Raw genomic sequence first — 11508 nt, forward strand, 5'->3', positions numbered from 1 at the left:
ACTACGAGCGTCTATGAACTTAGAGTCAAAAATTCCGGAGGGACCGCTGGCCGAAAAATGGTCGCGGCACAAGTTTAGCCTGAAGCTGGTCAACCCAGCCAACAAGCGTAAATATGAAGTCATTGTCGTTGGAACGGGCTTGGCTGGGGCTTCGGCCGCTGCGTCGCTAGCCGAATTAGGCTACAACGTGAAAGCCTTCTGTTTCCAGGATAGCCCCCGCCGGGCCCACAGCATTGCGGCACAGGGTGGTATCAACGCGGCGAAAAACTACCAGAACGACGGCGACAGTGTGTTCCGTCTGTTCTACGATACGATCAAGGGCGGCGATTACCGCGCCCGTGAAGGCAACGTCTACCGCCTTGCCGAGGTCAGCGTCAATATCATCGACCAATGCGTGGCGCAGGGTGTACCCTTCGCCCGTGAATATGGCGGACTGCTGGCCAACCGGTCATTCGGTGGCGCGCAGGTAAGCCGCACGTTTTACGCACGGGGCCAAACCGGGCAGCAATTGTTGTTGGGGGCTTATTCGGCCCTGAGCCGGCAAGTTGCCAGCGGCAAAGTGAAGATGTTCCCCCGCACCGAGATGCTCGACGTGGTGGTAGAAGGCGGCAAAACGCGCGGCATCATCACCCGCAACCTGGTAACGGGCAAAATCGAGTCGCACTCGGCCCATGCCGTTCTGCTTTGCACGGGTGGTTACGGCAACGTATTCTACCTCTCGACTAACGCGATGGGGTCGAACGTCACGGCTGCTTGGCGGGCGCACAAGAAAGGGGCGCTCATGGCCAACCCATGCTTCACCCAAATCCACCCGACCTGTATCCCCGTAAAAGGCAAGTACCAGTCGAAGCTGACCCTGATGTCGGAATCGCTGCGGAACGACGGTCGCGTGTGGGTACCGAAGCGCAAAGAAGACGCCGAGAAGATCCGGAAAGGGCAGTTGAAACCAACCGATCTGAAAGAAGAGGACCGCGACTACTTCCTGGAGCGCCGGTATCCGTCGTTCGGTAACCTGGTTCCCCGCGATGTGGCGTCACGCAACGCGAAATACGTGTGTGACGAAGGGCGCGGCGTAGCGGCGACTGGTCTGGCCGTATACCTCGACTTTGCCGATGCCATCAAACGCGACGGCCGCAAGACTATCGAAGCCAAGTACGGTAACCTGTTCGAGATGTACGAAAAAATCGTCGACGACAATCCGTACGAGACGCCGATGATGATCTACCCCGCCGTGCACTACACGATGGGCGGTCTGTGGGTCGACTACAACCTGATGACGAGCATCCCCGGCCTCTACGCGCTGGGCGAAGCTAACTTCTCCGACCACGGCGCCAACCGCCTCGGGGCTTCGGCGCTGATGCAGGGGCTGGCCGACGGCTACTTCGTAATTCCTTACACGCTTGGCGACTATCTGGCGACCATCGGTCCGGCCGATAAACTACCTGTTGATGCACCCGCCTTTAAAGAAGCTGAGCAGAGCGTGAAGCACATGATTGATCGGCTGATCAACAGCAAAGGCGAACGTACCCCGGAAGAAATTCACCGTGAGTTGGGCCACATCATGTGGGACTACTGCGGCATGTCGCGTACGGCTGAAGGCCTGAAGAAAGCTAAAGGGCTGATTCAGAACTTGAAGCGTGAATTCTGGACGAATATGCGCGTGGTAGGCGACGCCGAAGAAATGAACCAGGCCCTCGAACAGGCTGGCCGCGTGGCCGACTTCATCGAGCTGGGCGAACTGATGGTCGACGACGCCCTCAACCGGGAAGAATCGTGCGGCGGTCACTTCCGCGAAGAACATCAGACCGAAGATGGTGAAGCCCTGCGCGACGATGCCAACTTTGCCTATGTGGCGGCTTGGGAATACAAAGGCGACAATCAGCCCGAGGTGCTTCACAAAGAAGAGCTTGCCTTCGAAAACGTGAAACTGACACAGCGGAGCTACAAATAAAAAATTAATCAGTTCACTGTCTTCTGTCCGCTATGGCTTCGCCCACCCGACTGGGTATGTTAGCAAAGCAACAGCGGACAGAAGACAGAGGACAGTGAACTGTTGACAAATGAAAATCAACCTCAAAGTCTGGAGACAAAAAAACGGGAATGCGGCGGGCAAACTCGTTGAGTATAGCTTAGATAACATCTCGCCCGACATGTCGTTCCTGGAAATGTTCGACGTGCTGAACGACGAGTTGATGCATAAAGGCGAAGAGCCGGTGGCCTTCGACCACGACTGCCGGGAGGGTATCTGCGGCATGTGCTCGATGTACATCAACGGCCGGGCGCACGGCCCCCAAACCGGCGCGACTACCTGCCAGTTGCATATGCGGAGCTTTGCCGATGGCGACACCATTATTGTCGAACCCTGGCGGGCACGGGCTTTCCCGGTTATCAAAGACCTGATGGTCGACCGGGCTGCTTTTGACCGCGTAGTACAAGCCGGTGGTTATATTTCGGTAAACACCGGCTCAGCCCGCGACGCCAACGAAACGCTGATTCCGCGCCCCATTGCCGACGAAGCTATGGATGCGGCTCAGTGCATTGGTTGCGGGGCCTGCGTAGCCGCCTGCAAAAATGCCTCGGCCATGCTGTTTGTCGCCGCCAAAGTATCGCACCTGGCGGTGTTGCCACAAGGCAAAGCCGAAGCCACTCAACGTGCCGAGAAAATGGTGGCCCAAATGGACGCCGAAGGCTTTGGTGCCTGCTCGTTTACGGGTGCCTGCTCGGTTGAGTGCCCCAAATCGATCTCTCTCGACCACATTGCCCGCCTCAACCGCGAGTATCTGGGGGCGAAGGTTACGTCAGAAGCCATATAGCGGATCCGGCTTTGCAATTCATTCCAAAAAGCCCCTGTACCAAACAGGGGCTTTTTTACTTTATTTAGGGAATGAAATCCATCTGGCCCTTCCTGCTTTTCTGCTTGCTAAGCCTATCAGCGGGAGCGCAGGTCTTTCGTCTGGACAGCCTGCCAGCAGAGGGCGTATGGCTTGATAAAGGCTGGCGATGGCAGGCGGGGGACAACCTCAACTGGCGGGCGCCGGCATTTGATGACAGCCGTTGGGATACCATCCCGGCTTTTCCAGGTAGCGACAGCCTGCCCGGATATCGGCAACATCGCATCGGCTGGATACGCATAGCGGTGGAAATTAGCCCTCGTCTGGTAGCGCAGCCCATTGCCATACAGGTGTATCAACGAGGCGCTGCCGACCTATATCTCGATGGACAGCTCATCCGGCGGTTTGGCAGCATTGGCCCTGGCGGGCAGCTACAGAGGGCCGAGGCATCGTATACCGACGAATACACCATTTCATCAAAGCTTACGACCGGGCGGCATGTGTTTGCGGTGCGGCTGGCAAAGACAGATTTGCCAGGTTATGTTCCCTCCTCTGTTGACCGCACGGCCACTGTATTGGCTCTAAAGCTGGCACCGACAGCGGGACTGGTGAAGCAAACGGCCAACAGGGCCTTTTTAAAAGCCGCCAACACGTTTTGGGTGCTGGGTTTTTTTCTGGCTCTGGCCGTGGTCCATCTGTTTTATTTCATCTACCGGCGTCAGCGTGTGAGCCTGGTCTTCGTGCTGACGATGCTGCTGGGAGCTGCCTACATTGGCCTGATGGACGGCGTACGTTTCATTACCAATCCCGTGATGTGGGCCTGGCTGGCACTGATCCGGGGCGTGGCGCTGGCGCTTTACCTCATTAGCCTGTTACTTACCTACCATCTGTTGCTGCGCTTCCGGCTCAATATTTTCTTCTGGATAGGGAGCGTGCTGATGCTTGGCAACGTGCTGCTCGACGGCTACACCTCTTTCCGGCACGGCGATACGCTGTTTAGCATTGGTATATCGGCCATGTTTACGTCGGGAATGGCGCTCAGCATCCGGGCGGTAAAAGCCCGTCAGTCAGACGGCTGGGTGACACTCGGCTGTATGATTGTGCTGATCATGGCCATGACCACACAGCTCTTTGTCAATCTGCTGTTTCCGGCAGCGTTTGCCGCCTACGCAGCCACGCTTAATGAACTGACCAGCTTTGTTTTTTTGCTTACGGTGCCGCTTACCCTGGCGCTGTTACTAGCCCGCGAGAACGCCAAAACCAATCAGCAGCTAGCGCAGAATCTGGCCGAGGTAAAGCAGTTGTCGGCCGAAAAGGAAGACATTCTGACGCAGCAAAAAGCCTTGCTGGAGCAGCAGGTAGCCGAACGTACCCAGGCCCTCCGCCAGTCGCTCGACGAGCTACGTACGACGCAGCAACAACTGGTGCAACGCGAAAAAATGGCATCGCTGGGTGAATTGACGGCCGGCATTGCTCACGAGATTCAGAACCCGCTCAACTTTGTCAATAATTTCACGGAAGTCAGCATCGAACTCGCACAGGAATTGGGCGAGGAACGTACCCGACCCGAACGCGATGAAGCGCTGGAGACCGAACTGCTAACGGACCTGACCCAGAACCTGGAGAAGATCGGCCATCATGGTAAACGGGCATCAAACATCGTGCGCGGCATGCTCGAGCACAGCCGAAGCAGCACCGGAGAGCGGCAACCCACCGACCTCAACGCGCTGGCCGACGAGTACCTGCGGCTCAGCTATCACGGCCTGCGCGCGAAAGACAAATCATTCAACGCAAAGCTTGTTACGGAGTTCGACCCGACTCTGCCGCGGCTATCGGTGGTTGGGCAAGACATCGGGCGGGTGCTGCTTAACCTCTTTAACAATGGATTCTACGCCGTTCAGGAGCGGGCCCGGCAGGCCCCGGCGGGTTACGAGCCAACCATTTCGGTAAAAACCGAACAGCTGCCCAACTGGGTACGTATCCGGGTCAGCGATAACGGGATGGGCATTCCGACGGCGTTACGGGAGAAAATCTTTCAGCCTTTTTTCACGACAAAACCCACTGGGCAGGGTACTGGTCTGGGACTTAGCCTCAGCTACGATATCATCAGTAAAGGCCACGCCGGTACGTTGCGCGTGGAGTCGGACGAAGGCGTAGGAACGACGTTTGTGATCGAATTGCCGACTAAAACTAGTGTCACCGGTAATTAGTTTTCCAAAGCTCAACTTATTTTCCTCATATCCAGTTATCTATATATCAGATTAGTGAAAGTCGCGACACCAACTACGTTTTCTGTCGACCGGTGCTTACTAAGCGGATATCACTCATCAGCGGGGCCAACCCGCTTTTCCCCCCGGTAAATGGAGACTTTCAGCAAAAAAGAGAAAGAGAAATTACGTCAGAAAAAACGCAAAGACAAAGAAGAAAAACGCGAGGAGCGCAAAGCCACCGCGAAAAAAGGCCTTAGCCTGGAAGAGATGATGGTCTATGTGGACGAGAATGGTAACATTACCTCGACACCACCCGACCCCAAACGCCGACGCGACATCAACCAGGAAGACATCCAGATTGGGGTGCAGCGGCAGGAAGACCGCGAGGCAGAAGACCCGATCCGCCAGGGTGTGGTTACGTTCTTCAATGCCTCAAAAGGGTATGGCTTCATCCGCGACCTTAAGAGCCAGGAGAGCATTTTTGTGCACATGAACGGGCTGGTGGATGCCATCACCGAAAAAGATAAAGTGACGTTTGAGATAACCATGACACCCAAGGGTGCCAGTGCTATCGGCGTTAAGAAAGTAGCCGCGTAGACAAGGTGTCCCTACGTCAGAGTTTATCATCCTTCACGTTTGCCAATTATGAGCGACAAGCCTGTTTATACGTCCATCCCGCCTACTACCGATAATGTGTATTGGCAGCTGAAGTTTTCGGATGGAAAAACCAGCATCTACGTACCTCGCGACAAGGAACTCGACCGGAAACTGAAGATTAAATTTCAGGCCGAAGTCGCCAGCCGCACCGCGCTCAAACGCAAACGAGGCAACTAATCGACTTAGCTAGCCTGCATCTGACTGCACAAAAAAGCCAATTGGGCCGACCCAATTGGCTTTTTCGATTATTCGTCTCTGAGGCTTAAACGCCCACTTCGGTTTCTACCAGGTCGTGTTTCATCAGGTATTCGGCAATCTGCACGGCGTTGGTAGCGGCCCCCTTGCGCAGGTTATCGGCCACGATCCAGAGATTCAGCGTGTTAGGCTGGCTTTCGTCGCGACGAATCCGGCCCACGAAGACCTCGTCTTTACCGTGTGCCGTCAACGGCATGGGGTAAATTTTGTTAGCCGGGTCGTCCTGCACAACGACACCTTCGGCTTCGCTCAACAGGCGAGTTACCTCAGCCAGATCGAAATCGCGCTCGAATTCAATGTTGACCGCCTCCGAGTGGCCACCGATCGTCGGGATACGCACCGTCGTGGCCGTAACCCGGATCGAGTCGTCGCCCATAATCTTGCAGGTTTCCTTCACCATCTTCATTTCCTCTTTCGTGTAGCCATTGTCGAGGAACACATCGATATGGGGCAGCACGTTCAGGTCGATGGGGTGCGGGTATACCTTCGCTACCGACTCATCGCCGTTGCGTTCGGCAAACAACTGATCAACAGCGGCTTTACCTGTGCCCGTTACCGACTGGTAGGTTGAGACAACCACGCGCTTGATGCCGTATTTTTCGTGCAACGGCTTCAGCACCACCACCATTTGAATGGTCGAGCAGTTCGGGTTGGCAATAATCTTATCGGCGGCGGTGAGCGTATCGGCGTTTACTTCGGGTACCACCAGTTTTTTGGTGGGGTCCATACGCCAGGCCGATGAGTTATCGATCACCGTGATGCCGGCTTCGGCAAAACGCGGGGCCAATTCGAGCGAGGTGCTGCCACCCGCCGAGAAAATGGCAATCGCGGGTTTCCGGGCAATGGCTTCGTCGTAGCTGACCACCGTTACGGGTTTACCCTTAAACATCACCTGTTTACCCACCGACCGCTCAGAAGCAACGGGAATCAACTCGGTAACGGGGAAATTCCGCTCCTCCAGCACCTTCAACATCTCGCCACCGACTAAGCCTGTGGCCCCAACGACTGCGATTTTCATAGAAATTGTTCGGTTTTATTGAAAAATTGACCGCAAAAGTACGCTCATTTTTGGAGAGTTGTTCGTTTGGCTGGAATATATATACTGGCTTTTATAGCGTATAGATATGCTTAAAACGCAAAAATCCGACTTGCCTATGCAAGTCGGATTTTCATACATTACCAAACCTGTTAGTTCCCGCCGAAGAAATAGCTTAGCGAAATACCGAACGCAGAGTTTTTGATGGTCACGTTAGTACCACTGTTACTGGGTGCCAAATTAGCCAGCCCCGGTGAATAATAGGCACTGATGCCAAGTCCTGAATTTAATTCGTAGCCCGCTGAAATATTCAGTCCAAAGTCGAACCGTTTCTGCGCGTCTGAATCGTTGAAGTCCAGATCCTCGGTTTCGCTCTGCCCGTTAACGGTGACCGTTGCCTTTCCACTCAGGGCATAAGCAAGATAGGGCCCTGCCCCCAGCACTACATTACCATCACCCGCTTCGATAGAGTAGGCTAGTTGAATAGGTACTTCGAGGTAATTGATGACCGCTTTTGTTTCTCCATTGCCCCCGAAGGTTGATCCCAATAGTTTGAGGCCTTTCGTCGAGTAAAGCAGTTGCGGACGAATCGACAATTGGTCAGTAATCGGTGCTTTCAAAATAAGCCCGGCCTGGAACCCTAATAGATTCTCGCCATTGATGGATATCCCCGAGGAGGTAATCTTTTCGTTGGCAAATTGTAAGCTTCCTTTTAAGCCGATAGCTACCTGAGCCATTGACGATGTGATTCCGACGGCAGAAATAGCGGCGGCCAGAAGTAATCTTTTCAGCATACTGATTAGTGATTTGATAAACCAAGTTTTTATATCAGTTGCAACAATACACAAAAGGCCCAGCTTCACGCAAAAAGCTACCACTTTCCATTGCCTAGTTTACTAAACGTGCATGGATCCTTGCGTACAGTCGTGGGTACGTTGCCGTTGTCAAGCCGGTAGTTAATTGCCACCAAAAAAATAACCGACGGAGAGCCCAAATGCTCGGTGATAGGCGCCACCTGTGTTTGCGGCCGAACCTGTTGAGGGGATAGTGGAACCAGCGGCTAAGTTGGCCAGACCCAGCGAATAGTAGGCCGAGACGGTAATGCCCATCGGCAGTTCATAGCCAGCCGAAGCATTGAGGCCATAATCGATTCGTTTTTCGTCTGCCAGATCATCTTTCAGGGTCTTCCCGTCGAACGTGTTGCTAACCCCTAACAAATACGCGGCGTACGGACCAGCCCCCAGCATAACCCGGCCAGGACCCGCGTCGAGCCCGTACATGACCTGAACGGGTAACTCCAGAAAATTGTAGTTGAGTGTTAGATCCAGCTGATTAGGATCAACGCCTGTAGGAACACCACCAAGCAGACCGCCCAGATTAAGCTTAGTGCCTTTGACAGAATAAAGCAGTTGCGGACGGACCGACAACTGCTCCGACACCGGAATGTCGGCCATTACTCCCGCCCGAAAACCCAATCGCTGCTTGGAGTAGTCAGTATAACTAGTCGCTCCCTGCCCTTGCGAAACGCTGGCGACGATATTGGCGAACTGACCGCTGCCCTGTACTCCAAACCGAACCTGAGCGAATAAGGCGTTGGTCATCAGCATGCAGCTGACCAGTAGATAGATGACTTTGCGCATGAAGAAAAGTTGAGAAGATATTGATTTGCGTACTGACTAATCCTAGATAAGGCTCACACCAGTTTGGTAAGGGTTGTTAGCGTAACCAGCAAGGGCTCAACGTAACCTGGTGGCAGCAATACGATCTCGGCTATGTTCCTTATAAACTAAAACTGCTACCTAATTGCCTGCGCCAAAGAAGTAGCCCACTGTAAGCCCGAAGGTCCGGTTATAAGCGTTAACACTGCCGCTGATTGTGTTGGGGGTTTCTACACCGGTACTCATGTTGGCTAACCCTAATAGATAATAGGCCGAAAGGGTAAGTCCACCCGGTAGCTCATATCCTGCAGAAGCCGTGAGCCCATAATCCAGCCGGTCCCCATTGGCCAGATTTGCCTGTACTTTGTTTCTACTTTTGATGGTTGACTCGCTGGCACTTAGCAGATACGCTACGTAAGGGCCAGTTCCCGCAACAACCTGCCCAACGCCTATCTTCAGGCTGTATGTTACCAGAACAGGTATCTCGAGATAATGGTAATCTAACGTAGAATTGAAGTCATTGAGGTCAACACCCGTTACAGTCGATAAGTGACTGAAATCGAATTTTGACCCTCTAGCAGCATAAAGAAGTTGGGGGCGTAGTGCCCATTTATCCTTGAGCCGAATGTCGGCCATTATACCAGCTCGAAAGCCAACGATCGGTTTGAAAAAGTTAGTTTCAAAGGTAGCTAATGCCGGTAAGTCGGAAGGAGCAATAAGCTTGAAACTGGCTATTTGGCCGCTACCCTGAATACCAAATCGAACCTGCCCAAAAGAGCCGGTAGCTCCTAATAGCAGGAACAGGGTAAAGCTGTATTTTTTTTGCATAACGTTGACACCGATGAAACTAGGATCAGTTTATACTAGATATGGATTACTATAGTTTGGTGAGTGTTTTCGTTAGCTACAACACGGTTGGGTACGTTACTGCTACCTAATTACCAGCGCCAAAGAAGAAACCTAGCGAGAGGCCGAAAGCGCGGGTATTAGCGGTGCCAGCCCCGTTGATGCTCAGCGACGGCGTAGCCCCGCCCGACGAGGATACACCCTGATCGGAGGACAGGTTAGTGAGGCCGTGTGAGTAATACACCGACGCCGTGATACCCATCGGCAACTCATAGCCAATCGACGCCTGCGCGCCTAGATCGATACGTTTGGCGCCGGTCAGGTCAACATCTTGTGTATCACCCGAAAACGTCACGTTGGCGTTGAGCAGGTAACCCACATAGGGGCCAACACCCAGCACTACCCGCCCCGGACCGGCGTCGAGCCCATACATCGCCTGGATGGGTAGTTCGATGAAATTGTAGTTAATCGGAGCCTGAAACACGCTTTTATCGACACTGCCGATACCACTTAGTAGGCTGCTCAAATCGAGCGTCGTGCCTTTTACCGAATAAAGCAGTTGGGGCCGCACCGACAGGTAATCGGTGATAGGGATGTCGGCCATCAGACCCGCCCGGAAACCAAACTTGGGTTTTAGATACGCTGATAGATCCGACACAATCTGCCGCCCGCCCACGGGTGCCGTTACGGCAATATTGGTCGACTGACCGCTTCCTTCAATACCAAACAGCACCTGCCCAAAACTGGTGAAGGCACTCAATAAACCAACGGTGGATAAGAGGTAAATTTTCCGCATGTACTTGCATTACTGATGAAACAATAATGCAAACTAATTGGCTGTTTCGTAGAAAAACAATAAACCAATTTATGATTTTTCGCTTATAAAAGCCCACCAATTTACTTGCATTGGCTCGACACAGGCAGCCAGCGGTACGTCGGTAGGCTCGACGGCATCTATGCGGGGGGTAGCCGGAAAAAACGACAGGCCGATGGTGGGGCAGGTGGGCGGAAGCTGGGCCAGAAACCGGTCGTAGTAGCCACCACCGTAACCTACCCGATGCCCCTGCGTATCGAAGGCCAGCAATGGTACCAGCACCAGCGTTGGCATAGGTACGTTGGCGGTCAGCGCTCCTTCTGGTTCGGGAATGCCCCAGCGGTTTTCGGTCAGGATCGTATCGGGGGTAAGCCGAAACGAGGTTAGCGTGTGCGTTGCCGGGTCGGTAATCGACGAGAGCACTACGACTTGCGACCACTCGGCCCAGATACGCCGGATGATAGGCCAGCTGTCCACTTCGTTCTGCCGACGGATGGGCAGGTACGTATGCAGCACTGCGTCAGGTACGTTCAGGTACGTTCGAATCCGATCGTCGGCAAAAAACCGATCGGCCAATTGCTGGCTTATAGCTGCGACGTCATCGGGCGATAGTTCGGCGCGGCGGGCTTTATAGTACTGGCGAATCTCGGCCTTTGTCATGATCCGTTAGCCCCTTACCAGCTTCTTTTCTTTAAGATAATCGTTGGTCAGTACAGGTTTATCGGGGTTCAGCACGACCTGTTTCAGCACTTCACAAACAAACAGTTCATGGTCGCCGGCGTCGATACTGTCGAGCACGCGGCATTGCGCGTAACCAACGGCTTCCGTCAGGTAAGGGCAGCCTCGTTCGTCGAGGGCATGGGGCAGGCGCACGAATTTGTTTTTGTCGCGCCCCGACTGCTGCCCGAGCTTGCGGATTAGGCCCGTTTGGTCCTGCGCCAAGAGGTTCACGTTGAGCAGGCCGCTTTCGCGCACCAGTTCGATCGTATAATCGACTTTGTAGAGCGCCACCGCCAACCGACCCCCGCCCAGCGCCGTCTGCATGACCCAGGTGGCAATGTTGGCGTTGCGCCGCTCACCCGACGACGTCGTTGCTGCGGTCGTAATCGAGTGAACGTCGTAATTCTTGAATTTGTGTAAACGCTTCATAATACAATAGGAACACGGATGAAGCGGATCGGGTGAATAATCACAGATTTAT

12 protein-coding genes are annotated in these 11508 nt (G+C 53.8%); 5 read left to right on the forward strand and 7 right to left on the reverse strand.

All coding sequences use genetic code 11. From position 1 onward, the window contains the following. The first annotated feature begins 13 nt into the window (after positions 1-13). The 5 genes from ACAW74_RS09330 (at position 14) to ACAW74_RS09350 (ending at position 5875) form a co-directional block, all read left to right on the forward strand. The gene (locus tag ACAW74_RS09330) at positions 14-1951 is read left to right on the forward strand and encodes a fumarate reductase/succinate dehydrogenase flavoprotein subunit (RefSeq protein ID WP_370697920.1); all 1938 of its coding nucleotides are present in this window, start codon (positions 14-16) and stop codon (positions 1949-1951) included. A 109-nt stretch (positions 1952-2060) separates the two neighbouring features. Beyond that, positions 2061-2813 carry a succinate dehydrogenase/fumarate reductase iron-sulfur subunit gene (locus ACAW74_RS09335; protein WP_370697921.1) on the forward strand — a complete coding sequence of 251 codons (753 nt, stop codon included), beginning with the start codon at positions 2061-2063 and terminating at the stop codon, positions 2811-2813. A gap of 71 nt (positions 2814-2884) precedes the next feature. Next, positions 2885-5041 (forward strand): sensor histidine kinase, encoded by a 2157-nt coding sequence (locus ACAW74_RS09340; protein WP_370697922.1) that lies wholly within the window; start codon positions 2885-2887, stop codon positions 5039-5041. A gap of 150 nt (positions 5042-5191) precedes the next feature. Beyond that, positions 5192-5638, forward strand: coding sequence for a cold-shock protein (locus ACAW74_RS09345; protein WP_015329680.1), 447 nt, complete (start codon positions 5192-5194; stop codon positions 5636-5638). Between the two features lie 48 nt (positions 5639-5686). Continuing rightward, complete coding sequence (locus ACAW74_RS09350) at positions 5687-5875, forward strand: hypothetical protein (RefSeq protein ID WP_015329679.1); 189 nt, start codon at positions 5687-5689, stop codon at positions 5873-5875. 85 nt (positions 5876-5960) lie between these two features. Here ACAW74_RS09350 and ACAW74_RS09355 read toward each other — a convergent pair whose 3' ends face one another. The 7 genes from ACAW74_RS09355 to ACAW74_RS09385 form a co-directional block, all read right to left on the reverse strand. Continuing rightward, positions 5961-6971: an aspartate-semialdehyde dehydrogenase gene (locus tag ACAW74_RS09355; RefSeq protein WP_370697923.1), complete on the reverse strand. Its 1011-nt coding sequence runs from the start codon at positions 6969-6971 to the stop codon at positions 5961-5963. A 170-nt stretch (positions 6972-7141) separates the two neighbouring features. Continuing rightward, the gene (locus ACAW74_RS09360; RefSeq protein ID WP_370697924.1) at positions 7142-7783 is read right to left on the reverse strand and encodes a porin family protein; all 642 of its coding nucleotides are present in this window, start codon (positions 7781-7783) and stop codon (positions 7142-7144) included. A gap of 162 nt (positions 7784-7945) precedes the next feature. After that, entirely contained in the window at positions 7946-8629 is a 684-nt protein-coding gene (locus tag ACAW74_RS09365) for a porin family protein (protein WP_370697925.1), read from the reverse strand. Positions 8630-8788: 159 nt separating this feature from the next. Then, positions 8789-9475, reverse strand: a complete 687-nt coding sequence (locus ACAW74_RS09370) for a porin family protein (RefSeq protein ID WP_370697926.1) — start codon at positions 9473-9475, stop codon at positions 8789-8791. 106 nt (positions 9476-9581) lie between these two features. Beyond that, positions 9582-10289, reverse strand: a complete 708-nt coding sequence (locus tag ACAW74_RS09375) for a porin family protein (protein ID WP_370697927.1) — start codon at positions 10287-10289, stop codon at positions 9582-9584. Positions 10290-10358: 69 nt separating this feature from the next. Further along, entirely contained in the window at positions 10359-10967 is a 609-nt protein-coding gene (locus tag ACAW74_RS09380) for a 5-formyltetrahydrofolate cyclo-ligase (RefSeq protein ID WP_370697928.1), read from the reverse strand. A gap of 6 nt (positions 10968-10973) precedes the next feature. Next, positions 10974-11456, reverse strand: coding sequence for a flavin reductase family protein (locus ACAW74_RS09385; protein ID WP_370697929.1), 483 nt, complete (start codon positions 11454-11456; stop codon positions 10974-10976). Positions 11457-11508: the final 52 nt, after the last annotated feature.

Origin of the sequence: Fibrella musci (genome assembly GCF_041321105.1) — a bacterium.
Taxonomy (GTDB): Bacteria; Bacteroidota; Bacteroidia; order Cytophagales; family Spirosomataceae; genus Fibrella; species Fibrella musci.

Excerpts from the sequence above, each read along its gene's own strand:
- ACAW74_RS09380 (WP_370697928.1), bottom strand. The coding sequence starts at position 10,967 with ATGACAAAGGCCGAGATTCGCCAGTACTATAAAGCCCGCCGCGCCGAA.
- ACAW74_RS09335 (WP_370697921.1), top strand. The coding sequence starts at position 2,061 with ATGAAAATCAACCTCAAAGTCTGGAGACAAAAAAACGGGAATGCGGCG.
- ACAW74_RS09340 (WP_370697922.1), top strand. The coding sequence starts at position 2,885 with ATGAAATCCATCTGGCCCTTCCTGCTTTTCTGCTTGCTAAGCCTATCA.
- ACAW74_RS09345 (WP_015329680.1), top strand. The coding sequence starts at position 5,192 with ATGGAGACTTTCAGCAAAAAAGAGAAAGAGAAATTACGTCAGAAAAAA.
- ACAW74_RS09360 (WP_370697924.1), bottom strand. The coding sequence starts at position 7,783 with ATGCTGAAAAGATTACTTCTGGCCGCCGCTATTTCTGCCGTCGGAATC.
- ACAW74_RS09385 (WP_370697929.1), bottom strand. The coding sequence starts at position 11,456 with ATGAAGCGTTTACACAAATTCAAGAATTACGACGTTCACTCGATTACG.
- ACAW74_RS09365 (WP_370697925.1), bottom strand. The coding sequence starts at position 8,629 with ATGCGCAAAGTCATCTATCTACTGGTCAGCTGCATGCTGATGACCAAC.
- ACAW74_RS09375 (WP_370697927.1), bottom strand. The coding sequence starts at position 10,289 with ATGCGGAAAATTTACCTCTTATCCACCGTTGGTTTATTGAGTGCCTTC.
- ACAW74_RS09355 (WP_370697923.1), bottom strand. The coding sequence starts at position 6,971 with ATGAAAATCGCAGTCGTTGGGGCCACAGGCTTAGTCGGTGGCGAGATG.
- ACAW74_RS09330 (WP_370697920.1), top strand. The coding sequence starts at position 14 with ATGAACTTAGAGTCAAAAATTCCGGAGGGACCGCTGGCCGAAAAATGG.
- ACAW74_RS09350 (WP_015329679.1), top strand. The coding sequence starts at position 5,687 with ATGAGCGACAAGCCTGTTTATACGTCCATCCCGCCTACTACCGATAAT.
- ACAW74_RS09370 (WP_370697926.1), bottom strand. The coding sequence starts at position 9,475 with ATGCAAAAAAAATACAGCTTTACCCTGTTCCTGCTATTAGGAGCTACC.